Consider the following 24,237-nt stretch of genomic DNA (forward strand, 5'->3'; position numbering starts at 1 on the left):
GCTCATGACAGCGGTTGAAACGGGTTTTACGCCGGGCTGAAGGAGTTCCACAACGTCGCGCGGACGTTCGCGGCGCTCTCGGTCCAGTCGTAGTCGGGCGCGGTGAAGGTGATCGCGTAGGCGCGGCCGTCGACCGTGACGTAGCGGACGGCCGTGTGGACGGTCACGTTGGCGGCGTCGCGGTGGGTGTACTCCCACTCGGCGGCCGGCCAGCGGTAGTCGACCTGGGCCAGCGCGAGCTGGGTGTACTCCTCGAAGGAGGCCTTGGCCTCGGTCGCCTTCAGCGCGTCGAGGTCCCCGTCGGGGATCTCCTCGATCAGGCCGCTCTGGCCGCTGTCCTTCGGGCCGGTCAGCACGACCGCGCCGTCCTGCGCGGCGGCCTTCCAGGTGTCGGGCACCGCGACGGTGACGTTGCCGACGGTGTGGTTGCGGAAGCCCTCGGGGAGCTCGCCCTCGGGCGAGGCGGGCACGGCCGGCCCGCCGGCGTCGGCGGCCGTGCCGGTCGCGGCCGGCCGGCTGCGCGGGTCGGCGGGCGGCTTGTCACCCGGTACCATGATCAACAGCACCAGCACCACGACCGCGATCACGGCGATGGCCGCGACCACGGCGAGCAGGCTGCTGCGGCTGCCCCGGTCGTCGTCGTGGTCCTTGCGGCGGCGCGAGGCGCGCGGCCCGGCGGGCCTGCGCTCGACGGCCGGTGTGTCGGCGGGCTTCCCGGCGCGCGGCTCCCTGCCCAGGTCGCCGAACTCGGGCAGGTCCTTCTGCTCGGGCGCCGGCCAGCCGCCCGGGGTCTGCCCCGGCGCGGGGGCCGGACGGCTCGGGCCGCCGGGTTTCGACGGGGTGATCGGGGCGAAGAACGACACGCCGCCCGTCGAGGTGATGTCGCCGGTGGGGCTGCTCAGCGGGTCGGGCTTGGGGGAGCCCATGTTGTAGCCGCCCGACGGGCTGTTGGGGTCGTAGGGCACCCGGACCGGCCCCGACGGGGTCTCGATGATGCGCGAGGGCATCGGCCCGGACGGCGGGTCGAGCGGCGGCAACATCTGGACCGGGGTCTGGACCGAGGTCTGGTCGGCGGGGGTCGGCGCGGGCGAGGGGCCGGTCTGGGTCTGCGCCGGGCTCTGCGGCGGGGCGGTCGGGCGCACGCCGACGCCGTGCTGGCGCAGCACGTGTTCGAGCATGTCGGACACCTGCGCGGCGGGCAGCCGGTCGGCCGGGTTCTTGCGCAGCAGGCCCTCGATGACGGGCATCAGCGCGCCCGCCCGGCCCGGCCGGTTGGGCTCCTGGGTCAGCACCGCGCCCAGCACGGCGACCGCGTCGGGCCCCTCGTAGGGAGGCCGGCCCTCCACCGCCGCGTAGAGGGTGGCGCCGAACGACCACAGGTCGGCCGCGAACGTGATCGGGCGGCCCTGGAGCCGCTCCGGCGGGATGTAGGCCGGGGAGCCCATCAGCAGGCCCGGGTGGGTGATCGAGACGTCGCCCTCGATGGCCGCGATGCCGAAGTCGGTGAGCACCACGCGGTCGGCCGTCAGCAGCACGTTGCCCGGCTTGACGTCGCGGTGGAGGATGCCGGCGGCGTGCGCGTGGCGCAGCGCGTCGAGCACCCTAATCCCGATCTCGGCCGCCTGGACGACCGGCAGCGGCCCGCTCTGGCGCACCGCCTGCTCCAGCGACCAGGCCCGGACCAGCTCCATCACGATCCACGGGCGGCCGTCTTCCTCGACGACGTCGTGGACGGTCACGATGCCCGGATGGCTCAGCCGCGCGGCCGAACGGGCCTCGCGGAGCATGCGGGTGTGGGCGGTCTGGCGGCCCTGCTGGTCGAGGCCGTAGGGGAGGATCAGCTCCTTGACCGCGACGTCGCGGTCGAGCAGCACGTCGTGTGCGTGCCACACCATGCCCATGCCGCCCCGGCCGACCGGCGAGAGCAGCCGGTAGCGGCGGCCGACGAGCCTGCCCTGCCCCTCGGGCGTCCCGCCCTGACCATCGGGGACCATACCGAGCAGGCGATCGGTCGTCATAGGCGGGGTCCCCAATTCTCCTCGTCCGGGCCGCGCGAGAGACCCGCACGATTTTCTGAGGTTGGCCACCGATATTAGGGTCAAACCAGGGTCAAAGGGAATTAAACCCGGGCCAAAGCGGCCAGCGCGGCCGTGAAAGCCTCCATCGGAGGACTCACCAGACCTGCTCCGACCTGCCCCGTTCCGGCGACGCGCCCGGCGATACCCGTATTGACTACCGGCAGCACCGAGGTCCGCGTGACCAGTGTGACATCGATCCCGGCGGGCGTGCCGCGGAACCCGAGACCCGGGATCTGGTAAACGGGGTGCTCGGCGAGCGTGATCTCGTACATGGCCGTGGTGGCGGCGACCGCGTCGGCGACGTCGCCGCCGACGAACCGGACGATCGCCGGGGCCGCGGCCATCGAGAAGCCGCCCAGGCCGACCGTCTCGGTGATGGTCGAGTCGCCGATGTCGGGGTTGGCGTCGCCGGGGCCGTAGGCGCCCAGATAGAGGCCGTCGGGCACGCCCGCCGGGCCGGTGAACCAGCGGTCGCCGAGGCCGGAGACCTGGATGCCGAAGTCGGTGCCGTTGCGGGCCATCGCGACGACCATCGAGGAGCCCGCGACGTTCCGCGCGGCGTCGGCCGAGACCTTGCCTGCCGCCATGCCGGCGTTGAGGAAGAAGTGGTCGTTGCCGTTGACGAACCGGAGGATCTCGGCGGCCCGGCTCGGGACGGCGTCGACGATGGCCGGGGCGAGCTCCCTGACCATGAGGGAGGTCGCGGCCCGGTTGCGGTTGTGCAGCTCGTCGCCCATCTGGAGGGCCTGGGCGATCAGGTTGCGCAGGTCGAGCGGGCCGACGACCTTCATGACCTCGGCCAGCGCCGGGCCGAGGACCTCGCCCATCCACCTCAGCCGCTCGATCACCTCGGGCCCGTAGGCGCCGTAGCGGAGCACCTTGCCGAGGCCCTCGTTGAGCGAGCAGTAGGCGGTGCCGCCGTTCTCGGCGTCGTGCACCTCCAGCATCCACATGGACGGGGACACGACCCCGGCCATGGGCCCGACGGTCCGGTGGTGGTGACAGGAGTCGAGCGTGACCTCGCCTCCCGCGAGCTTCCGCTCGGCCTCCTCGGCGTCGGCCGCGAGCCCCTCGAACAACATCCCGCCGATGAGCGCGCCCCGCATGGGCCCGGAGGCCCGTTCCCACTCGATGGGCGGCCCGGCGTGGAAGAAGGTGCCCTTCGGGAGATCCAGTACGTCTCCGGCCCGCTTCACCCCGACGAGATGCGGCCGCGCGCTCAGCAGCCGGGCGACGGCCTTCTCGTTGGCGGCCTTCCGGCGGGGGTCGGCCATGACGGCGGCCAGATCGGCGGCCACCCCCTGGACGGGGGGACGCCAGTCGACGGGGGTATGCGCCACGGCCTGCTGGTCGATCGCCTCGGCCAGGATCGACGCGCCCACCGAGATGACGGAGGGCTCCGCCGAGAGCATGGCCAGAGGACGGCCCACCCAACCGCCCTGAGAGACCGACGCCTCTCCGGCCGTCCCGGCTCCGGCCGCGGTGGGTTCGGCCGCGGTGGGTTCGGCCGCGGTGGGTTCGGCCGCGGTGGGTTCGGCCGCGGTGGGTTCGGCCGCGGTGGGTTCGGTCGCGCTGGGTTCGGCCGCGCTGGGTTCGGGCGCATTCGGCTCGGCCGGGCTGGTTCCGGTCCCGGTGGTGGCCGCCGCTTCGGGCGCGGCCGGAGCCGCTCCGGCCAGCGTGGCGGCTCTCCGCGCCGCCTGGGCGTTCGAGGTGTAGACCTCGGCGCCCGACTCGAACAGGCGGGCCGCTTGGGCCTGGAGGTTCTGGGGGTCGCCCTCCGTGCCGACCAGCGCGACCACCACGGCCACGCCGCGCGACTTCGCGGCGGCGATCGCCGCGGACAACGAACCGGCCGGGTCGGGGTCGGAGCCGTGGCCCAGCACGACGTCGAGGAGCACGACGCCCTCGGTCACCGCGTCGAGGGCCTCCAGGCGGAGGGCGGGGTCGATCATGGGGTGGGCGCGGCCCACCGTGTACTCGTCGTCGCCGAAGTCGGTGAACTCGCCCGTCCCGGCGATCAGGCGGGCCTCGGTGCACAGGGTGCCGCCCGAATAGAGGCCGCGCAGCGGGCCGCCGCCGGGCTCGGTGTCGCCGGGCCGGCTCGGCCAGACCGGGATCTCGGCGCCGACGGCGCGCAGGACCGATTCGGCGGCCGTCGTCAGGTCGGGCCGGCCCTCGCCGAGGAGGGCCGTGATCACGGGCTTCGGGCTCCGCGCGATCGCCTCGCCCAGGTGGGCCGCCACCTCGGGGCTCGGGGGCTTGGAGACGACGACGATCAGCTCGGTCGCCGGGTCGGCGTTCAGCGCGTCCAGGGCCTGGAGGGTGGACCGGCCGCCGACCTCGGCGCCCAGGTCGCGGCCGCCGACGCCGAGCACGTGGCTGACGCCCACCCCGGCCAGGTCGAGCAGGGCGGTGAGCTGCTGGGCGCCCGTCCCGGAGGCGGCGACCACGCCGACCCGCCCGGGGCGGACCACGTTGGCGAAGCCCAGACCGGCGCCGCCGACGATCGCGGTGCCGCAGTCGGGGCCCATGACCAGGACGCCGCGCTCGCGGGCGAGGTCCTTCAACGCCACTTCCCGCGCCACCGGCACGTTGTCACTGAAGATCATCACGGAGTGGCCGCCGTCGACCGCCTCCATCGCCTCGGTGAAGGCGTGCTCGCCCGGCACGCTGACCAGCACGACCGCCGACGGGTCGGCCAGGCGCGCCGCGGCCCGGATCGTGCGGGGGAGGGCCTCCTCCCGGCCGCGCGTCTCGGTCCGGGCCGACAACTGTCTCTCCAGGTCGGCCGCGGCGTCGTGGAGGTCGGCGTCCGTCGTCGCCCGGATGGCGACCAGCAGGTCGCCGGCCGTCGCGGCCGGGACGTCGAAGCCCGCGTCCGCGGCGAGTTCGACGTTCAGGGCCGTCGCCATCGCCACGATCGCCAGTTCGACACCCGGGCGGCCGGTCAGCGCCTGGCTGACCCTCATCAGGCTGACCGAGTCGTGATAGACCCCGGGACGGATCTCCACCAGGTTCACTCAGCGTCCCTCTCACCAAGTCCGAGGACGGCCGACACTCCCGTCCGGATGCCCCACGCCAGGTCGGCGCCCGAGGTGTGACCCAGGCGGAGCAGGCGGTGCGCCGCCGGTTCCAGCGGCTGGCGGCCGGTGAGGCCGCGCAGCACCGCCAGGGTCTCCAGGCCCGCCTCGCCGCGCGCCGCGCAGTGCAGCAGCGTCGCGGAGATCGGTGTGGTCCGGGTGCGGGCGTCGAAGGTCACCGCGGCGGCGAGCCAGTCGGCCAGCCACACCGCCCGGCCGACCCCGGCCGCCGTGCCGACGGAGCGCAGGGTGACCAGGAGCCCGGCCAGCATGTCGTCGCCGCTCGGGGTGAGCCCCGGCCCCAGGCCCATGAGCTGCTCGGCCGCGGTGATCGCGTCGACGAGCGAGCCCCGGTGGCAACCGGCCGACAACAGCGCGGACGCGCCGCCGCTCTCCAGGCCGGGTCGTCTCGGGGAGGAGACGCAGATGTCGTTCAGGACGGGGAGGGAGGCGGCGAGGGCCGTGGCGGAGACGGGGCCCAGCGGCGGAGCGGGGTCCCACCAGCGGCGGACCCGCACGGCCCGGCCGCCGGCCTCGACGACGCCGTCGCCGACCCAGGCGTCGTCGCCGGGGGAGAAGCCCTCCAGCGTGCCGGTCAGCACAACGGCGTTGGGGAGGCGGGTGGCCTCGCCGGTCACCAGCGCGAGCACCCGCGGCTCGGTCTCGGTCCGCACCTCCAGGTAGACCGCCAGGGGGAAGGCGGCCAGCACCCGGGCGGGGCGGCGCGGGGCCTCCAGAAGCGGCCGGAGACTGGTGGCGGCGGCCCCGGAAAGGTACGTGACCTCGGGCTGCGCCGTCTGCACCGGGCGGCGGCTTCGAGGGCGTGTACCTACAACCACGAGTCCTCCCTCATCCGAACCCCCATTAGAAGGGACGCTAGAACGCGACCCCCGGGGTCCGTACGGGGAAATCTGCCAACAGTCGGCCAAATGCTTGGCTCTTCCTGACAGTCGCCCAGTCGGGCACAATTTGCGGAGAACGTTCAAATCCCCCCGGAGCGCACCATGACGACGGATCCCGCTGCACCCGCCATGCGGCTCGCCAGCACCGGAACGATCATCCACGGGGTGGCGGTCGGAGAGGTCCTGGGAGTCTCGACCCTCGCCGGGGCACGGCTCATCGCCGGGAAATCCGGGCTCGACCGCATCGTCCAGCGGCTCAACGTCATGGAGGTGCCCGACATCCTGGCGTGGGTGAAACCCAACGAACTGCTGCTCACGACCGGTTACCCGCTCAGGAACACTCCCCAGTCGCTGGGCCGCCTTGTGGCGGATCTCGACGAACGCGGCTTGTCGGCCCTCGCCATCAAACTGGGCCGATACCTCGACGAACTGCCCGCCGAGATGATCGAACAGGCCGACCGGCTCGGCTTCCCGCTGATCATCCTGCCGAACGACGTTGGGTTCGACGACATCCTCAACCAGGTGCTGACCGACATCCTCAACCGGCAGGCCGCCATCCTCGCCCGCGCCGAGGACGCCCACCGGGGGCTCGTCCAGATCGTGCTGGCGGGCGGGGGCATGCGCGAGGTGACCGCCGAGGTCGCCGGGCTGCTGGAGGTCGCGGTCGCCGCCATGGACGTCTCGGGCGCCACCCTGGCCGCCGCCGGGGGCGCGGAGCAGGTGGCGATGCTGCGCGACGCGTACATGATCAGCGGGCCGGGCCGCGACCAGCCCGAGCCGATGGTGCGCGCCGACGGCCACTACGCCGTCGTGCCGATCGTGGCCGGAGGCCACCACCACGGCCGGATCGTCGCCTTCAGCCAGGCCGGGACGCTGCGCGAGAGCGACATCCGCATCCTGGAGCGGGCCGCCACGGTCGCCGCGCTCGTCATCACCAAGCAGGAGGCCGTCAACGCGGTCGAGAGCAAGTACCGCGCCGACTTCCTGCGCGACGTGCTCACCGGCCGGGGCGGCGGGCGCATCGCCGAACGCGCCAAGGCCTTCGGCTGGGACCTGGAACGCCCCGTCAGCGTCATGGTCGCCGAACTCGACCCCGAGAGCGACGAGCGCACCGCCCAGGACCGGCTGCTGGCCGTCTGGCAGACCGCCGTCCGCCGCCACGACCCCCGCGGCGCGGTGGCCGGGTTCTCCCACGAGGTCGTCGTCATCGTCGGGGCCGGGGTCGACACCGCCCGGCTCGCCGCCGCCGCGCAGTCGGCCTTCGCCGAGTGCACCTTCTCCACCGGCATGAGCCGGATCGCCTCCGGCGCCGAAGGGCTCGCCGACGCCTACGCCCAGGCGCTCAAGGCCGCCCGGGTCGGCCGCCAGCTCCACGGCAACGGCGCGGTCGCCCACTTCGATCAGCTCGGCGTCTACCGCCTGCTGTCACTCGTCAACGACACCGCCGAACTGCACGCCTTCGTCCGCGAGACCCTCGGCGCGCTGGCCGGCGACGACGACGCCGAGAACGCCGACCTGCGGCGCACCCTCCACGTGCTGCTGGAGACGAACCTGAACGTGGCCGAGACCGCCCGGCGGTTGCACTTCCACTACAACACGCTGCGCTATCGCATAGGCAAGCTCGAACGCCTGCTCGGCAACTTCACCGAGGACGCTCACTTGCGCCTCAATCTGACGCTCGCTCTTCATGTGCTCAACATGCGTGGTATTTAGCGCCCGTCTTTTGGGCAAGCTCGAACGCCTGCTCGGCGACTTCACCGAGGACCCTCAATCTCACCCTGGCGCTCCATGTCCTCAACATACGGGGCATCTGAGGCCGGTTGTTTGGCACATGCTGCCCGTGTGCTAGAGAGATCGCAGGCCTAATGTGCCCGCAACAGCCCTGGTAGAAGGGCTGACTGAACGATTTGCCGCGCTGGGAAGCCCGCGGGGTGGCCACCAGGTGTCGGCCCGTTGCAAAGGGGCTCACATGGCTTTCGGGTGGAAGGTACACGGAGAAAAGGGCACGCTCGCACCGGGCGAGGTGGTGAAACCCGACGAGCGGTTGTCGTGGCCGCGCATGGTCGGGTTCGGCGCCCAGCACGTCATCGCGATGTTCGGCGCCACGTTCGTCTTCCCCGTGGTGATGGGGCTCGACCCCAACGTCGCGGTGATGATGAGCGGCGTCGCGACGATCATCTTCCTGCTCATCGTGAACGGGAAGATCCCCAGCTACCTCGGCACGTCGGCGTCGTTCGTCGGCGGCGCCGCCGCGATCACCGCCCAGGGCGGGAGCCCGGCCACGATCACGGGCGCGATCCTGGTGGCGGGCGTCGTGCTCGCGCTGTGCGGCGTGGTCATCCACTTCCTCGGCATCGGGGTCATCAACCGGATCTTCCCGCCGGTCGTGACCGGCGCGGTGGTCATGCTCATCGGCTTCGGCCTGGCCTACGTCGTCGCCGACATCTACTGGCCGCAGGACCAGTGGATCGCCCTCATCACGATGCTCGTCACCTTCGTGATCATCGCGCTGTTCCGGGGCTTCGTCGGACGGCTCGGCATCCTGATCGGCCTCGTCGCCGGTTTCGTCCTCTCGTGGCTGGCCGACGTGGTCTTCGGCCAGATCACCGCCCCCGACGGCGCCGGGCAGGTCACCGCCCACTTCCGCGTCGACTTCGGCGGCGTCGAGCAGGCCCCCTGGTTCGGCCTGCCCAACTTCCACGCCCCCGACTTCAAGCTCTCGGCCATCATCGTGGTGCTCCCGGCGGTCATCGCTCTCATCGCCGAGAACATCGGGCACGTCAAGGCCGTCGGCGAGATGACCGGAGCCGACGTCGACCCGGTCATGGGCAGGGCGATCATCGGCGACGGCGTCGCCACCGTGGTCACCTCGGCCGTCGGCGGCTCGCCCACCACCACCTACGCCGAGAACATCGGCGTCATGGCCGCCACCCGCGTCTACTCGACGCTGGCCTACTACATCGCCGCCGTCATCGCCATCCTCCTGGGTCTGGTGCCCAAGTTCGGCGCGCTCGTCTACGCGATCCCGGGCGGCGTGCTCGGTGGCGTCACCGTCATCCTGTACGGCATGATCGGCCTCCTCGGCGCCAAGATCTGGATCGAGAACCGGGTCGACTTCGCCGATCCGGTCAACATGGTCCCGATCGGCGCGGGCATCATCCTGGCCATCGGCCCGGTCAACATGCAGATCGTCGAGGGCTTCGACCTCGGCGGCATCGCCCTGGGCACCGTGGTCGTACTGGGCGGGTACCACCTGCTCCGAGCCTTGTCGGGGAGTAAAACGGTTTCGTGAAGCCTCCTTCGTTCGTCTACCACGCTCCCGCCACGGTGGCTGAGGCCGTCGAGGCGCTCGCCGCGGCGGGAGCCGACGGGAAGGTGCTGGCCGGGGGCCAGAGCCTCATCCCGCTCATGAACATGCGGCTGGCCGCGCCCGGTCAGCTCGTCGACATCAACCACGTGGCCGGGCTCGGGGAGATCACCGCCGAGGCCGGGGGAGTGCGGGTCGGCGCGCTGGCGCGGCACGCCGAGGTCGAGGCCAGCGAGACCGCCTTCGCCGCGCAGCCGCTGGTGCGCGGGGCGCTGCGGCTGGTGGCCCATCCGGCGGTCCGCAACCGGGGGACCACCGTGGGCAGCATCGTGCACGCCGATCCGGCCGCCGAGATGCCGGCCGTGCTGGCGCTGCTCGACGGATCCGTGCGGGTACGCGGCCCCGAAGGGGAACGCGACATCCCGGCGGCGGAGTTCTTCACCGGGCCGATGGAGTCGTCGCTGCGTACCGGGGAACTGGCCGTCTCGGCCTTCTTCCCGTCCACTCGGGGCGGGACCGCCATCGCCGAGGTGGCGCGGCGGCACGGCGACTACGCCATGGCGGGGGTGGCGGCGCTGGTCGCCCCGGACCGGGCCAGGGTCGCCTGCCTGAGCGTCGGGCCGGTGCCCGTGGTCGTCGACGTCACTTCGGCCGAGGGCGACTGGAAGCGGGCGGCGCACCTCGTACGGGAGCGGATCGAGCCGGAGGCCGACATCCACGCCACGGCCGACTACCGGCGGCACCTGACCGGGGTGCTGGCCGAGCGGGCACTCAGGGAGGCCGCCGATGCATGACGTCACGTTGATCGTCAACGGGGTGCCCAGGCACGCGCGGGTGCCCGCGCGGCGGCTGCTCAGCGACTTCCTCCGGCACGACCTCGGGCTGACCGGCACCCACGTCGGATGTGAGCACGGGGTGTGCGGGGCCTGCACCGTGCTGCTCGACGGCCGGCCGGTGCGGGCGTGCCTGACCTTCGCGGTGTCGGTGTCGGGGCAGGAGGTCACCACGGTCGAGGGTCTGGCGAGGGACGGCGAGTTGTCGCCGGTGCAGCGGGCCTTCGCCGAGTGCCACGGGCTCCAGTGCGGGTTCTGCACGCCCGGGTTCCTGACGACGGTGACCGCGTTCCTGCGGGAGAACCCCGCGCCCGCCGACGACGAGGCGATCGAGGCGGTGGCGGGGAACCTGTGCCGGTGCACGGGTTACCAGAACATCGTGAAGTCGGTGCACCGCGCCGCCGAGCTGATGGCCGAGGAGGGCCCGTGACCACCCGACTGTTCGGCGAGCCGGTCCGCCGCAGAGAGGACGCCCGGCTGGTCGCCGGTAACGGCCGCTACCTCGACGACCTGGGCGCGGACGCGCTGGCCGTGGCGTTCGTGCGCTCGCCGCACGCGCACGCCCGCATCACCGGCGTCGACGTCGACGACGCGATCGACGTCGAGGGCCTGGTCGCGATCTACACGTGGGAGGACCTGCCCGAGGGGGTGCGGGAGCCGCTGCCGCTGCTGATCCCCCATCCGGCGCTGACCCACGGGCGGACCGCCTACTGCCTGGCCAAGGACGTCGTGCGGCACGTCGGCGAGCCGATCGTCATGGTCGTCGCCGCCGACCGCTATGTCGCCGAGGACGTCTGCGAGCGGATCCGGGTCTCCTACGAGTTCCTCAAGCCCGTCGTCGGGCTGGAGAACGCCGTCGAGGGGCCCAACCTCGTCCACGACGACGTGCCGGGCAACATCGGCGCGCACATGGTGCAGGAGGTCGCCCACCGCGACGGCCGGGCCACCCGCGACGTCATCGCCGCCGCGCCCCACACGCTGGAGTTCCGGCTCGACATCGAGCGGTCGGCGTGCATGCCGATGGAGGGCAAGGGGGTGTACGCCCGCTGGGACGCCGACGACCGTTCGCTGCGCGTCTACAGCTCCACCCAGACGTCCACGAGCGTGCGGATGGCCATCGCGGCCAAGCTCGGGCTGCCCCTGCCGAAGGTCGAGGTCATCGCGCCCGACGTCGGCGGCGGGTTCGGTGTGAAGATCGTGCACCCGTGGCCGGAGGAGATCCTCGTGCCGTGGGCGGCCCGGCTGCTCGGCCGGGAGGTCAAGTGGACCGAGGACCGGCGTGAGCACTTCGTCTCCTCGGCCCACGAGCGCGCGCAGGTGCAGCACGTCAAGGTGGGGTTCGACGACGAGGGCCGGGTCCTCGGGCTCGACGTCGAGATCCTGCACGACCACGGCGCCTACACGCCCTACGGCATCATCGTGCCGATCATCACCTCGACGCAGTTGCTGGGGCCGTACAAGATCGGCTCCTACCGGGTGGAGTTCTTCTCCGTCTACACCAACACCGTGCAGGTCACCCCCTACCGGGGGGCCGGGCGCCCGCAGGGCGTGTTCTGCATGGAGCGCACGATGGACAAGATCGCCCAGTACCTCGGCAAGGACCGCACCGACGTCCGGGCGGTGAACTTCATCCAGCCCGACGAGTTCCCCTACGACCAGCAGATGATCTTCCAGGACGGCCGCCCGCTGATCTACGACAGCGGCGACTACCCCGAGTCGCTGCGCAAGCTGAAGGACCTGATCGGCTGGGACGACTTCCCGGCGATGCAGGCCGAGGCGGCCGCCGAGGGCAGGAGGATCGGCATCGGGGTCGGCTGCTACGTCGAGGGCACCGGCGTCGGCCCCTACGAGGGCGGCCACGTGCAGGTGACCTCCGACGGGCGGGTGCACGTCTCCACCGGCCTCACCTCACAGGGGCAGGGCCACGAGACGGTGTTCGCGCAGATCGCCGCGACGGAGCTCGGCGTGCCGATCGAGAAGGTGTCGGTCGTGACCGGTGACACCCGGCGGTTCGGCTACGCCGTCGGCACCTTCGCCTCGCGCGCCGCCGTGATGAGCGGCAACGCCATCGCCCTGGCGTGCCGGAAGGTCAAGGAGAAGGCGCTCCGGATCGCCGCCGACGCGCTGGAGGCCGACCCGGCCGACCTGGAGATCACCGACGGCATGGTGCACGTCGTGGGCGCCCCCAGCGCCTCGATCCCGCTCGCCACCGTCGCGGTGCTCTCCAACCCGCTGCGGTACGCCTTCGACGAGGAGGCCAAACGTGCCACCCAGTTCGCCACCGGCGGCGGCATGGACCGGCCCCCGGTCGCCGAGGGCCAGGAACCGGGCCTGGAGGGCAAGGACTACTACTCGCCGGTGCGCTCGACGTTCGCGTCGGGCATGCACGCCGCCATCGTCGAGACCGACCCCGACACGGCCGAGATCAAGATCCTCCGGTACGCCGTCGTCCACGACTGCGGCAAGATGATCAACCCGATGCTGGTCGAGGGGCAGATCCACGGCGGCGTCGCCCAGGGCGTCGGCGGGGCACTCTACGAGAAGATGGTCTACGACGAGTACGGCCAGCTCCTCAACGCCTCGTTCATGGACTTCCTGATGCCCTACGTCACCGAGATCCCCCGCATCGAGACCGACCATTTGGAGACCCCGTCCCCGCTCAACCCCCTGGGCATCAAGGGGGCCGGCGAGGCCGGGGTCATCCCGGTCTCCGCCGTCGTCGCCGGCGCGGTGGAGGACGCCGAGAAGATCGTCATCGACCGGATGCCGATCTCCCCGTCCGACCTCTACGCGTTGCGCGACTCCAGCAGGACCTCCGGAGCGGTCAGCCTCTTGCGGAACACCCAGTAGGTCCACGCCTGGTAGGCGATGACCCCCGGGAGCGCGATGAGGCCGATCCACGTGAGGACCGTGAGCGTGTAGGGGGCCGAGGCGGCCGACTCGACCGTGAGCCCCGGCAGGGGCTCGGGGTGCAGGGCGAGGAAGGTCGCGGCGGTGGTCAGGGCGATCGTGACCGCCGTGCACCCGAACGCCCACGCCTCGCGCCCGGCCCAGACGAGCGCCACCCCGGCGGCGTACGCCGCCATCGCGGCGTACGCCGGCCAGGCGTCCATCCGCCACAGGGCGAAGGCGACCACCGGGACGAGCACCACGCCCGCCACCCAGGCGGTCTCGCGGGCGCGGGCCCGGACCGGGCCCCTGGTCTTCAGCGCGACGAACACGGCGCCGTGCACCAGCGCGAGGCCGAGCGACAGCAGCCCGCCCATGACGGTGGCGAACGCCGACCCGAACAGCACGTTGCCGAAGATCGCCCCCCACAGGAAGGCGGGCAGCACGCTGCCGGTGACGATCGCGGCGTCCACCAGCGGGGTCTCCCTGGCGCGCACCTTGCCGCGCCATTCGAGCCCCACGCCGCGCACGATCAGCCCCAGGACGACCATGACGGCCGCCAGGTAGAACTGGCTGAGGAACCCGGCGTACCAGGCGGGGAAGGCGGCGAACATGGCGCCGATCGCGGTGATCAGCCACACCTCGTTGCCGTCCCAGACCGGGCCGATGGTGCGCAGCACCTGGCGGCGCTCGGCCTCGCCGCGGGCCAGGACCGGCATCAGCGCGCCGACCCCGAAGTCGAAGCCCTCCAGGACGAAGTAGCCGGTCCAGAGGAAGGCGATCACGATGAACCAGAACGTGGTCATGTCAGGGCACCTCAGTACATCAGGGTCGGGACGCGGCGTTCGGTCTCGTCGGGCACCACGGCCGGCATCGGCTCGTCGGGGCCCGCCTTGACGTGCCGGATCAGCAGCACCGCCTCGGCGACCGCGAGGACGCCGTACACGAGGGTGAACAGGCCCAGCGAGATCGCGACCTCGGTCAGGCTCACCCCGGGCGACACGCTCGCCGCGGTGAGCAGCTCACCCTGGACGGTCCAGGGCTGGCGGCCGATCTCGCTCAGCAGCCAGCCGGAGATGATCGCCGCGATCGGCAGCGGCAGCGCCAGCACGCACAGCCGGGCGAACCAGGTCGGCACGGGCCGGGCCCGCCGGCCCCGGCCCCGGGTCAGGAACAGCCCGAGGAAGGCCAGCCCGACCGTGGCCATGCCGAACACGATCATCACCCGGAAGGACAGGTAGACGATCGGCAGGTTCGGCACGTAGTCGCCGGGCCCGAACTGGGCCACCAGGCGCTGCTGGATGTCGTCGATGCCCTGGACGGTGGCGTTGGGGTCGTGCGCGGCCAGCAGGCTCAGCATGTTGGGGACCTCGATCCCCGGCACCGGCGAGAACGGCGCCCCGGCGGTGTCGTGCCGCAGCCCCTCGGCGGCGGCCAGCTTCATCGGCTGCTGCGTGTGCAGCAGTTGCCCCGACATGTCCCCGGTCAGCGCGACGATCGCCCCCGCGACGGCCGTCATCACCAGCGCGCCGCGCAGCGCCGACCGCCACATGCCGGCTTCGCGGCGCATCGGCACGGTGACGTCGCCGAAGTCCCTCCGGCGGGGGATCAGGCCGGTGGCGTCACGCTCCCGCAGGATCCGGTATCCGGCCACCGCCAGCACGAACCCGCCGGCCACCACGAACGACCCGGCCACCACGTGGGGGACCTGCGCGAGCGCGGTCGAGTTGGTCAGCACCGCCCACAGGTCGGTCATCCGGGCCTTGCCGTCGACCACCTCGTAGCCGACCGGGTGCTTCATCCAGGCGTTCGCGGCCAGGATGAAGTAGGCCGACAGGTTGGACCCGATGACGGCCGCCCAGATCGTGGCCAGGTGGAGCTTCTTGGGCAGCTTGTCCCACCCGAAGATCCACAATCCCAGGAACGTCGACTCCAGGAAGAACGCCAGCAGTGCCTCCAGGGCCAGCGGCGCCCCGAAGACGTCGCCGACGAAGATGGAGTACTCGCTCCAGTTCATGCCGAACTGGAACTCCTGCACGATGCCGGTGACCACACCCATCGCGAAGTTGATCAGGAACAGCTTGCCGAAGAACTTCGTCAGCGTCAGGTAGTGCTCTTTGCCCGTGCGGTACCAGGCGGTCTGCAGGCCGGCGACGAACACGCCCAGCCCGATGGTCAGCGGTACGAAAAGAAAGTGGTAGACGGTGGTCACCCCGAACTGCCACCGTGCCAGGTCCAAAGCGTCCATGGTCGGTCCCCCTCCGGATGCTCTACGGGGCGTAGTGCTACCTCAAGTAGTACTACAGCTTGTAGAGCTCAACCTCCGGTGTCTGCTGCGATCTTCGTCACATACGTGGCACGACCGGGATCCGGGGCTCTCCCAACCCCCGGATCCCGGTGCTCACAACCCCCGTTGCGGTATCGAGAATGCCGCCCCGGGTGTCCCGGCCGACAGGGACGGGCGCCCTGTCCGCGCGGGATTTCCCACGCCACCGAATGTCCCGCACCGGGACCCGTGAGGGCGTCCGCCGGGAGGCTGATTGGGGGGTACACCGCGCGGGTGAGATGTCCCGGGCCGCCGATCGTCAGGACGGGGCGGGGAGGAGCTCGTCCAGATAGGCGCCCAGGTCGCCGAAGGAGAACCCGCGCCTCTCCACCTTCCGCACCAGCCGGGTGAAGTCCTTCGCCAGCGGCGGCCGGAAGTGCAGCAGCAGGATGTCGCCCGGATGGAGCCGCTTGTCGGGGGTCTGGTACGCGATCCGCGCGTTCGTCTGGACCGAGGCCGTCCACAACACCATGGCCCGCATGCCGCACTCTTCGGCGGCGGTCAGCGTGGTGGTGTTCCACGAGCCGAAGGGCGGCCGGAACAGCTCCGGCGCCCTGCCGACGTGCCTTCTGATGGTCTTCGCCGCGCCGCAGATCTCCGCCTTCTGCGCCTCCAGGCCGAGGGTGCGCAGGTCGGGGTGGGTGAGGGTGTGGTTCTCGATCGCCACGCCCAGGTCCTTGAAGTAGGGCCAGCCGCCCGCCCCGACGTACGTCCAGCCCTGCCCGGCCTCCTGGCCGCCCCTGGCCTCGACGGCGTCCCGGGTCGGGAAGACGGTGATCGGGATCCCGCGCTCCCGGACGATCCGGGCGAACCCCGGATCCTGCTCCCAGCCGTCGTCGATGGTGAGGAAGACGACGTTCCGCTCGGTCGGGACGCTGCTGATGACCGGGAACCCGTCCCGCTTCATCCGGCGCACCTCACCCGGCCGCGGCAGCCCGCTCGGCGTGGGAGACGGGGACGGCGACGACGAGGGGGCCGCCGGTTCCGGCGGCGGGATGACGGGCGGCGGGGGAGCGGCCAGGGGCGCCGAACAGGCGCTCAGCACGAGGGCCGGCAGGATGATCGCGAAGGCCCGGCGCATGACGCGCAATCCTAGCCTCCGGGTGCCGGAACCGAGGGCCGCGCACGAGCGCGGGAGGAGCCGGGATTCGGCCGGGCGCCGGTCTACGCTGGAGATCGTCGCCGGGGTTGGTGAACATCTGCACGGTGTCCGCGCCCCCGGGCGGCAGATGTTGCCGTACTCGCCGGTCGCCTGGATTCTCTAGTGTGCTCGGCAACCGAGGGAGGTGGCCGTGAAGGTCGTCGGCAGTGCCCTGATCGGGGCGGAACGGTCGAAGGTCTGGGACGCTCTGCAGGATCCCGCCGTGCTGGTGCGCACCATTCCCGGCTGCCAGCGCCTGGAGGCGGTCGGGAGCGACGTCTACACCATGACCGTCTCGGCGGGGGTGGCGTCCATCAAGGGGATCTACCAGGGACAGGTGGCGCTCACCGACCCCGAGGAGCCGGAGGCCTTCGTGCTGAAGGCCCGCGGGCAGGGGGCGCCCGGCACGGTCGACGCCACCGTCCGGGTGCGGCTCACCGAGGAGGACGGCGGCACCCGCGTCGACTACGACGCCGACGCCGTCGTGGGCGGCATGGTCGGCGGGGTCGGGCAGCGGATGCTCACCTCCGTCGCCAAGAAGATGGCGGGGGAGTTCTTCACCGCCGTCGAGAAGGACATCCTCGCGCTGCCCGCGATCTTCCCCGGCGCACCGATCCCCGTGGAGGGACAACCCGTGGGGGAGGCGGCCGTCTTCACCCGCGTGGAGGCCCCGGCGGCCGGTCCCGTCCCTGATCGCGGCACCCGCGTGTGGCCCGTTCTGGCCGCTTTCGGGATGGGTGCCGGGATCGCCCTGGGAAGCGCCGTCATCGGCTGGCTTCTCGGTCGTGCGGCGAAACGGTAGCGATCGGGCGATCTTTGGGCGTAACTTGTCCGCATGCGGGAGTCGCACGCGGAGGACGCTCGGGCAGAGGCACGACGGCTGACCACCGACCTGCTGGGGGAGGACCGTCCAACGGCGGCCACCCTCCTGAGGGAGGCGCAGGCCGTGCTCGGCCGCGAACGCACCCGACGCGTGGCGGACCTGGTCCGTCTCGCCCCACTGACTCGGCGTTCAGCCGAACTGGCGGCCGTCGCCGCGCTCCTCGTCGGGACCGATGAGCTCGGCGGCGGTTGGTGGACCGTCAGCCGCGACGGGAAGTTGCCCGCGCCGGAAGAGGCGCTGGTCAAGGCGCGGCCGATCGAGCCGTGGGGTGACCTGACCGTTCTCGAGACGCTGGCGGCGTGGATCTCCGACGACGTCGCCGACATCCTGTGGGGGGCGCCCGTCGGCAGTGCCGACCTCAACTCCTGGCAGGCCGAAGACCGGGTGGCGGTGCCGCCCGGCGCGAAGGCCGGGGCCAGGCTGGTCGTCTCGTTCGACGCGGGCGGCCGGCTCGACGCCGTCGTGGTGCGGCGGCTCGACGACGAACTCGGCACCAACCTCGACTTCAACTCCCTCCGGTACGCCCGCCCGGCCGAGGCCCAGTGGTCGTGGGGCGTCGCGGCCGGTCTGGGGCCGCACCCGCTGCCCGGGGAGGAGCCCGGCCCGTACGCCCGGGAGATCGACCCGGAGGCCGGCCACGTGCTGCGGGAGTGGACGATCCGCCACGGCGCCACCACCGAGGAGACCGGGCCCGCCTGGCAGACCGTCGGCGACGTCGTGGCGGCCGTGGAGCGGCTCGACTGGATGTGGCGCAGCGCCGAGTGGTTCGCCTGGTGGCGGGCCGTGTCGGCGCTCGTCGACGGGCACGACGACCAGTTGACCGAACGCCTGCACGATCTGGCCCGATAAGCGCCACGCGGGAATTCGGCCGTGGCCCGTCCGGGTTGCAGCCGGTGTGAAAGTTGAGATCTTCTCCGACGTCGTCTGCCCGTGGTGTTACATCGGGCACACGCGGTTCCGCGCGGCCGTCCGCGCCTACGGCAAGCCCGTGCAGGTGGCCTACCGGCCCTTCCAGCTCTCCCCCGAGTCCGTCAGCGACGGCACCCCGCTCACGTCCTGGCTGGAGCGCAGGTTCGGCGGCCAGGCGCTCCAGATGATCGACCGGGTGGTCGGCGTCGCGGCCGAGGACGGTCTCGACCTCAAGTACGACAAGGCGATCGGGGCCAACACGCTGGAGGCCCACCGGCTCATCTGGCTGGCCCAGCGTGACGGCAGGGCCCCGGAGATGGCCGAGCGCCTGTTCCGGGCCCACTTCACCGACGGTCTCGACGTCGGCGACGCGGCGGTGCTGGCCGGGCTCGCCGCCGAGGTGGGGGTGGACGACACCGGCGAGGGCGCCCCGGAGGTCCGGGCGGAGCTCGACCGGGCCCGCGAGCTGGGCATCAGCGGCGTGCCGCTGTTCCTGTTCGAGGACAAGTACGCCGTCTCCGGCGCCCAGCCCGTCGACGTGCTGGTCGGGGCGCTGCGGGAGGTCGAGGAGCGGGAACCGCTGTCGGTGCCGCGGGGCGACGCGTGCGCCGACGGTTACTGCCTCGTCTGAACGCCGTTTGGGTCCGACCGTATCCGAGCCCGGCTCAGGTCTTCGAGCTGTGCCGGAAGCCAGGTTTTCGGGTGACTGAAAATAACCAAACGGTGCGGGCGTCCGATGTTCCGGGCAAAACCGGCTCCCCCCGGCTCCCCGTGCGGGAACCCCGCCCCCATCGGCCCCAGGGCCGCTGACCTGGGGCCGCACGGGCCCGGCCGGGCGGAGGTTCACGACGGCGCCGGGCAGGCTGTGACGAGTATTTTGGGATTCTTCGGCACAACCCGCTGATTCCCCACGTCGGGCAGGTCGGTAGAAACGGGGCATGTACAGCGTCCGAATCGGTGTCGACACGGGTGGCACGTTCACCGACGTGGTGCTCGTCGACGAACGCACCGGGCAGATCGTGACGACCAAGACCCCGTCGACGCCGTCGAACCCGGCCGACGGCTTCCTGGCCGGTGTCGCCAAGGTCCTGGAGCTCCACGGCGGCGGGGTCGACCTGGCGAGCGTCTCGGCGCTGGTCCACGGCACCACGGTGGCCACGAACCAGCTCCTGGAAGACCGTCCCGACCGGTCGGACCATCTCGGCTTCATCACCACCGAGGGCTTCGAGTTCATCCTGGAGATCGCCCGCCAGAGCGTGCCGGACGGCTACGGCAACTCCTACTTCTGGGTGAAGCCGCCCCGGATCGTGCCGGTGCACCGGGTGAAGACCGTGCCGGGCCGCCTCGACCACACGGGGGCGCAGGTCCGGCCGTTCGACGAGGAGGCCGCCGCCGGGGCCGCCCGCTCGCTCCGCGACCAGGGCGTCACCGCCATCGGGGTGTGCTTCCTGCACGCGTACGCCAACCCCGCGCACGAACGCCTCATGCGCGACGTGCTGGCCCGTGAGCACCCCGAGGCCGTGGTCTCGCTGTCGAGCGACGTGCTCCGGGAGTACCGCGAGTACGAGCGCTCGGTCACCACGCTGGTCGACGCCGCGGTGAAGCCGATCATGCGGACGTACATCGGCAACCTGTCCGAGCGGCTCGGCCGGGGCTTCTCGGTGATGAAGAGCAACGGCGGGGTGTTGTCGGCGGCCGAGGTCGTCAACCAGCCCATCACCACCGTCCTGTCCGGCCCGGCGGCGGGCGCGCTCGGCGCCGCCCTGATCGCCGGGACGGCCGGCCACCCGAGCGTGATCACCCTGGACGGCGGCGGCACCAGCACCGACGTCGCCGTCATCGTCGACGGGGAGCCATCCCAGACCACGGAGGGCTCCATCGGGCGTTACCCCTGCAAGATCCCCATGATCGACATCGTCACCGTCGGGGCGGGCGGCGGCTCGGTGGCGTGGATCTCGCCCGAGGGGACGCTGAAGGTCGGTCCCCGTTCGGCGGGGGCCGACCCCGGCCCCATCTGCTACGGCAAGGGCGGCACCGAGGTCACCGTGACCGACGCCCACGTCTTCCTCGGCCGGGTGCCGCCCCACCTGCTCGGCGGCGAGATCCCGCTCGACGCGGCGGCGGCGCGGGCCGGCATCGAGGGCCTGGCCGCCAAGCTCGGCCTCACCCCCGAACGTTGCGCGACCGGCATCCTGGAGATCAGCGCCTTCAACCAGTCGAACGCGATCCGCCAGATCACCGTGAAGCGCGGCCTGGACGTGCGCGACTTCCCCATGGTCGCCTTCGGCGGCTCCGGCCCCCTGCTGGTCTGCCGGCTGCTCGACGTGCTGGGCCTGAAGAGCGCGATCGTGCCGCCCGACCCGGGCAACGTGTCGGCCTTCGGCCTGCTGACGGTGGACGTGAAGAACGACTACGTCCGCACCCACGTCACCACCGACCCGCGCCCCGACGAGATCGAGGCGATCTTCCAGGAGCTGGAGGCCCAGGCCGGCGAGGCGCTGACCCGCGAGGGCTTCACCGACCACGTGTACGTCCGCACCGCCGACCTGCGCTACTACGGCCAGGCCTACGAGGTGCGGGTGCCCGCCGACGGCGACGTCGAGGCCCGTTTCCACGAGGCGCACCAGAGGCTCTACGGCTACGGCTACCGCGACGACCCCCGCCACGCCGTCGAATGGGTCAACCTCCGCGTGAGCGGGGTCGGCCCCATCACCCGCCCGGCGCTGGCCCGCCGCCCTGAGCAGTTCGAGGAGCCCACCCCGATCTGCACCCGCGACGTCCACTTCGACGGCTGGGCCCGGACGGTGATCTACCGCCGCCGCGACCTCGGCGCGGGGGCCGTGGTGCACGGCCCGGCGGTCATCGAGGAGTACGGCTCCACGATCCCGGTGCACCCCGGCTTCACCGCGACCATGGACGACTACGGCAACCTGGAGGTGCGCCGTGAGCTTGGCTGACCCGATCCTGATCGAGATCGTCGAGGGGACGCTGGCGTCGGTCGAGATGGAGGTGGAGACCGCCATCGCCCGGACCGCCCGCTCGCCCATGATCCGCGACGCGCACGACTTCCGGGCCGGCATCCACGACGTCCGGCTGCGGAAGCTGACCGGGCGCTCCTACAGCGCGCTCGTGCAGCCGATCGTGCGCGACTTCCCGGTCGAGACGATGAACCCCGGCGACGTCTTCTTCCACAACGACGTCTACCTGTCCGAGGGCGGCATCGGCCATCTGCCCGACCTGTGCGTGACCGTGCCGGTCTTCCACGACGGGCGGGTCGTGGCGTTCGTGCAGGCGTTCGGCCACCACGACGACATCGGCGGCGCGTGCCCCGGCTCGATGCCCTCGGGGGCCCGGAGCGTGTTCGAGGAGGGCCTGATGGTGCCTCCGATCAGGTTGTGGGACCGGGGCGTGCCCAACGACGCCGCGCTGCGGATCATGACGCGCAACTCCCGCATGCCCGACTCCCTGGCCGGCGATCTCGACGCCGAGTGCTCGGCCTGCCTGATGGGCGCGCGGCGGCTCGGCGAGTTGTTCGACCGCTACGGCCGGGAGGCCGTCGAGGCGTGCTTCGACGCGATCCTGGCCAAGACGACCGAGACCTTCCGCCGCGAGCTGCTGGCGAAGATCCCCGAGGGCGTGCACGTCTGGGAGGACTACGCCGAGCACGACGGCGTCGACGAGCCCCGCCTGCACGCCCAGCGCATCACCCTGACCGTCGACCACGCCGCCCCCGAGCCGCTGGTGATCGACTTCACCGGCACGTCACCGCAGGCCAAGGGCCCCATCAACCACGCCGGCGACTACGCCGACGGGGTGTTCCTGAAGAAGTGGCTGGCTCCGATCCTGCGGAACCTGGCCGACACCCCCGAGCGCATGGCCGAACTCGACGTCAACGAGGGCGTCGTCCCGCTGATCAAGATGGTCTTCCCGGAGAAGGGCACGCTGCTCACGCCGGTCTTCCCCGCGCCGACCAACGCCCGGACCTTCGTGATCCTGAGGTTGCTGGGCGTGCTGGCCGGGGTGCTGGCCAAGGCGACCGGCGGCCGGATGCCCGCCGACCAGGAGACGATCCGCTACACCGGCGTCCACGGCCACGACGCGGCCGGCAACGACTACCTGATGCGCGAGGTCCTCGGCGGCGGCTCGGGCGGCCGGTGGTACGCCGACGGCGAGGACACCATCCACGTGGTCCCCGACTCCCGCAACATCCCCGTGGAGTTCGCCGAGGCACGCTGGCCGCTGCGGGTCGAACGCCTGGGCCTGGCCGTCGACAGCGGCGGTCCGGGCCGCTACCGGGGCGGCCTCGGCTACGACAAGCACATTCGCCTGCTGCGCGACGCGTCGTTCATGAGCATCGCCGACCGCTCGATCCTGAGCTGCTGGGGCGTCAACGGCGGCCGGGCCGGCCGGCCGTTCGTGGTGACGGTCGACGGCGTCGAGATGGACGGCCTGGTCGACGACTTCCCCGTGCGCGAGGGCGAGATCGTCCGGGTACGCACGACCGGCGGCGGCGGCTGGGGTTCCCCCTTCGACCGCGAACCGTCACGGGTCGCCGACGACGTCCGCGACGGGAAGGTGTCGCTCGAAGCCGCGCGGGAGGACTACGGCGTGGTGTTCTCCGGCGGCCTCACGGTCGACGAGGCGGCCACCGAGGCGCTGCGAGCGGAGCTGCGGGGGCCGCGGGAGGCGTTCTTCGACCGGGGGCCGGGCTTCCCGAAGTTGTCGGGCGGCCTGCCCCACGCGGAGGTGGACGTCCGGCCGTAGGGCTCAGCGGGTGAGCCAGCGGAACCGGCCGGTGCTCCGGTAGCGGATGCGCAGCCGCCCGTAGCCCAGCCGGCCCGTCACCCGGAGGTGCGGGTGGCCGGGCACGGGCGCGCCCGGGACCTTGGAGAACACGCCGCCCCAGTCGGTCTGGACGCCGTCGGCGTCGGCGGTCGCGCCCGGCGGCAGGACGATCGTGGCGCTGCCGTAGGCGAGGTCGAGCTCGACGTCGATCCGGTCGTGTTCGATCACCGCCTCGGACAGGTCGAAGTGGGGGTGGGCGTATTCGGCCTCGACGCGCAGCGTGCGGGGGACCCGCCAGGCGCCCTTGCGGACGACGCGGCCCGACTTCGTGCGGATCGTCACCACCTCGCCCGGACGTTCGGGCAGGTCGGCGGTGAGCGCGGCCAGGTCGCCGCGGGAGACGGCGGTCAGCGCGCGTCCGACGCGCTGCTCCATCTCGCCGGGGGCGAGGCGGCCGTCGGCGTACGCCGACTTGAGGTGGGCGACGGTCGATTCCCGGTCCTGGTCGGAGGCGCGGGCTTCCTGGTCCATGGCCATCAACCTACGGCCAGGCGACCTCGAACGTGGTTCCCTCGACCCGGGCGTCCGGCACGACCGGATTCCGGGCGAACCAGGCGTCCTCGGCCGCCGTCCACGTCGCCCAGTTGTCGACGTGCTCCACTCCGTCGCGGGCCAGGACGCGGGCCCGCCGGACCTCCCGGGCCACCTCCACCCACACGCGAAGGGCCGCCGGGCACTCGGCGCGGGCCACGCTGACCCCCTCGACGATGACGACGGTCGCCGGGGGCACCTCGACCTGTTCCGCGTAGGTTCCGGTACGCCAGTCGTACCGGAGGAAAGTGGCTTTTGTCGCACGTTGCAGTGGTTGGAGCACGTCTCGGGTGAGATGCGAAAACCAGGATTCGGGGCCCTGGTCCCAGGGGATGGGGAAGTCGTCGCTGTGCACCACGGGTGCGCCGTTCAGCGCCCCGGAGAGCAGGCCGGCGAAGGTCGTCTTGCCGGAGCCTCCCGGGCCGTCGACGGCCACCAGCCGGGACGGGCCGCACGACGGCTCCAGAAGGGCGATCCGGGCGGCCAGGTCGGCGATGGTCGGCATGCCCCCGA

The 24,237-nt window shown here is 72.1% G+C and carries 18 protein-coding genes; 10 read left to right on the top strand and 8 right to left on the bottom strand.

What is annotated here, in order from left to right; genetic code table 11:
- Positions 1-26: 26 nt before the first annotated feature.
- From AW273_RS38385 to AW273_RS04940, 3 genes are all read right to left on the bottom strand, one after another.
- Positions 27-2,018, bottom strand: coding sequence for a serine/threonine-protein kinase (locus AW273_RS38385; RefSeq protein ID WP_062345635.1), 1,992 nt, complete (start codon positions 2,016-2,018; stop codon positions 27-29).
- Positions 2,019-2,119: 101 nt separating this feature from the next.
- A complete protein-coding gene (locus tag AW273_RS38390; RefSeq protein ID WP_232327071.1) occupies positions 2,120-5,098 on the bottom strand; it encodes a bifunctional FdrA/YlbE family protein in 2,979 nt (992 codons plus the stop codon).
- Complete coding sequence (locus AW273_RS04940) at positions 5,095-5,997, bottom strand: oxamate carbamoyltransferase subunit AllH family protein (protein ID WP_062345637.1); 903 nt, start codon at positions 5,995-5,997, stop codon at positions 5,095-5,097. Before AW273_RS04940 ends, AW273_RS38390 begins: the two co-directional genes overlap by 4 nt.
- A gap of 165 nt (positions 5,998-6,162) precedes the next feature.
- On the opposite strand from AW273_RS04940, the gene AW273_RS04945 reads away from it, so the two are divergent.
- The 5 genes from AW273_RS04945 to cutA all read left to right on the top strand — a co-directional run bounded on the left by AW273_RS04945 (position 6,163) and on the right by cutA (position 13,050).
- Complete coding sequence (locus AW273_RS04945; RefSeq protein ID WP_083949515.1) at positions 6,163-7,773, top strand: PucR family transcriptional regulator; 1,611 nt, start codon at positions 6,163-6,165, stop codon at positions 7,771-7,773.
- A 256-nt stretch (positions 7,774-8,029) separates the two neighbouring features.
- Positions 8,030-9,352, top strand: coding sequence for a uracil-xanthine permease family protein (locus AW273_RS04950; protein ID WP_062345641.1), 1,323 nt, complete (start codon positions 8,030-8,032; stop codon positions 9,350-9,352).
- Entirely contained in the window at positions 9,349-10,161 is an 813-nt protein-coding gene (locus AW273_RS04955) for an FAD binding domain-containing protein (RefSeq protein ID WP_062345643.1), read from the top strand. Before AW273_RS04950 ends, AW273_RS04955 begins: the two co-directional genes overlap by 4 nt.
- Positions 10,154-10,630, top strand: coding sequence for a (2Fe-2S)-binding protein (locus AW273_RS04960; RefSeq protein ID WP_062345645.1), 477 nt, complete (start codon positions 10,154-10,156; stop codon positions 10,628-10,630). Before AW273_RS04955 ends, AW273_RS04960 begins: the two co-directional genes overlap by 8 nt.
- Positions 10,627-13,050 carry an aerobic carbon-monoxide dehydrogenase large subunit gene (gene cutA, locus AW273_RS04965; protein WP_062345647.1) on the top strand — a complete coding sequence of 808 codons (2,424 nt, stop codon included), beginning with the start codon at positions 10,627-10,629 and terminating at the stop codon, positions 13,048-13,050. The genes AW273_RS04960 and cutA overlap by 4 nt, the downstream gene beginning before the upstream one ends.
- On the opposite strand, the gene cydB is transcribed toward cutA, so the two are convergent.
- From cydB to AW273_RS04980, 3 genes are all read right to left on the bottom strand, one after another.
- The gene (gene cydB / locus AW273_RS04970; RefSeq protein WP_062345648.1) at positions 12,987-13,895 is read right to left on the bottom strand and encodes a cytochrome d ubiquinol oxidase subunit II; all 909 of its coding nucleotides are present in this window, start codon (positions 13,893-13,895) and stop codon (positions 12,987-12,989) included. The two genes, cutA and cydB, sit on opposite strands and share 64 nt — an antisense overlap.
- Positions 13,896-13,906: 11 nt before the next feature.
- A complete protein-coding gene (locus AW273_RS04975) occupies positions 13,907-15,337 on the bottom strand; it encodes a cytochrome ubiquinol oxidase subunit I (protein ID WP_062345650.1) in 1,431 nt (476 codons plus the stop codon).
- A 337-nt stretch (positions 15,338-15,674) separates the two neighbouring features.
- On the bottom strand, positions 15,675-16,496 hold the full coding sequence (locus AW273_RS04980) for a polysaccharide deacetylase family protein (protein WP_062345652.1): 822 nt from the start codon (positions 16,494-16,496) through the stop codon (positions 15,675-15,677).
- 211 nt (positions 16,497-16,707) lie between these two features.
- Here AW273_RS04980 and AW273_RS04985 point away from each other — a divergent pair, with 211 nt between their 5' ends.
- The 5 genes from AW273_RS04985 to AW273_RS05005 all read left to right on the top strand — a co-directional run bounded on the left by AW273_RS04985 (position 16,708) and on the right by AW273_RS05005 (position 23,112).
- A complete protein-coding gene (locus tag AW273_RS04985; protein ID WP_062346125.1) occupies positions 16,708-17,358 on the top strand; it encodes an SRPBCC family protein in 651 nt (216 codons plus the stop codon).
- A gap of 33 nt (positions 17,359-17,391) precedes the next feature.
- On the top strand, positions 17,392-18,288 hold the full coding sequence (locus AW273_RS04990; RefSeq protein WP_062345654.1) for a hypothetical protein: 897 nt from the start codon (positions 17,392-17,394) through the stop codon (positions 18,286-18,288).
- 46 nt (positions 18,289-18,334) lie between these two features.
- On the top strand, positions 18,335-18,979 hold the full coding sequence (locus AW273_RS04995) for a DsbA family oxidoreductase (protein WP_062345656.1): 645 nt from the start codon (positions 18,335-18,337) through the stop codon (positions 18,977-18,979).
- A 307-nt stretch (positions 18,980-19,286) separates the two neighbouring features.
- On the top strand, positions 19,287-21,305 hold the full coding sequence (locus AW273_RS05000; protein ID WP_062345657.1) for a hydantoinase/oxoprolinase family protein: 2,019 nt from the start codon (positions 19,287-19,289) through the stop codon (positions 21,303-21,305).
- Positions 21,292-23,112, top strand: a complete 1,821-nt coding sequence (locus AW273_RS05005; protein ID WP_157555571.1) for a hydantoinase B/oxoprolinase family protein — start codon at positions 21,292-21,294, stop codon at positions 23,110-23,112. Before AW273_RS05000 ends, AW273_RS05005 begins: the two co-directional genes overlap by 14 nt.
- Positions 23,113-23,115: 3 nt before the next feature.
- On the opposite strand, the gene AW273_RS05010 is transcribed toward AW273_RS05005, so the two are convergent.
- Positions 23,116-23,664 (bottom strand): DUF1707 SHOCT-like domain-containing protein, encoded by a 549-nt coding sequence (locus AW273_RS05010; protein WP_232327072.1) that lies wholly within the window; start codon positions 23,662-23,664, stop codon positions 23,116-23,118.
- A gap of 10 nt (positions 23,665-23,674) precedes the next feature.
- Complete coding sequence (locus AW273_RS05015) at positions 23,675-24,229, bottom strand: uridine kinase family protein (protein ID WP_062345659.1); 555 nt, start codon at positions 24,227-24,229, stop codon at positions 23,675-23,677.
- Between the last annotated feature and the right edge of the window lie 8 nt (positions 24,230-24,237).

The sequence above is a fragment of the Herbidospora yilanensis genome (assembly GCF_001570565.1).
In the GTDB taxonomy this organism is placed as follows: domain Bacteria; phylum Actinomycetota; class Actinomycetes; order Streptosporangiales; family Streptosporangiaceae; genus Herbidospora; species Herbidospora yilanensis.

What these genes read in the sequence shown, in the direction of transcription:
- AW273_RS38385 (WP_062345635.1), bottom strand. Translation starts at nt 2,018, where the DNA reads ATGACGACCGATCGCCTGCTCGGTATGGTCCCCGATGGTCAGGGCGGG.
- AW273_RS04945 (WP_083949515.1), top strand. Translation starts at nt 6,163, where the DNA reads ATGACGACGGATCCCGCTGCACCCGCCATGCGGCTCGCCAGCACCGGA.
- AW273_RS04950 (WP_062345641.1), top strand. Translation starts at nt 8,030, where the DNA reads ATGGCTTTCGGGTGGAAGGTACACGGAGAAAAGGGCACGCTCGCACCG.
- AW273_RS04960 (WP_062345645.1), top strand. Translation starts at nt 10,154, where the DNA reads ATGCATGACGTCACGTTGATCGTCAACGGGGTGCCCAGGCACGCGCGG.
- cydB (WP_062345648.1), bottom strand. Translation starts at nt 13,895, where the DNA reads ATGACCACGTTCTGGTTCATCGTGATCGCCTTCCTCTGGACCGGCTAC.
- AW273_RS04975 (WP_062345650.1), bottom strand. Translation starts at nt 15,337, where the DNA reads ATGGACGCTTTGGACCTGGCACGGTGGCAGTTCGGGGTGACCACCGTC.
- AW273_RS04980 (WP_062345652.1), bottom strand. Translation starts at nt 16,496, where the DNA reads ATGCGCCGGGCCTTCGCGATCATCCTGCCGGCCCTCGTGCTGAGCGCC.
- AW273_RS04990 (WP_062345654.1), top strand. Translation starts at nt 17,392, where the DNA reads ATGCGGGAGTCGCACGCGGAGGACGCTCGGGCAGAGGCACGACGGCTG.
- AW273_RS05000 (WP_062345657.1), top strand. Translation starts at nt 19,287, where the DNA reads ATGTACAGCGTCCGAATCGGTGTCGACACGGGTGGCACGTTCACCGAC.
- AW273_RS05010 (WP_232327072.1), bottom strand. Translation starts at nt 23,664, where the DNA reads ATGGACCAGGAAGCCCGCGCCTCCGACCAGGACCGGGAATCGACCGTC.
- AW273_RS05015 (WP_062345659.1), bottom strand. Translation starts at nt 24,229, where the DNA reads ATGCCGACCATCGCCGACCTGGCCGCCCGGATCGCCCTTCTGGAGCCG.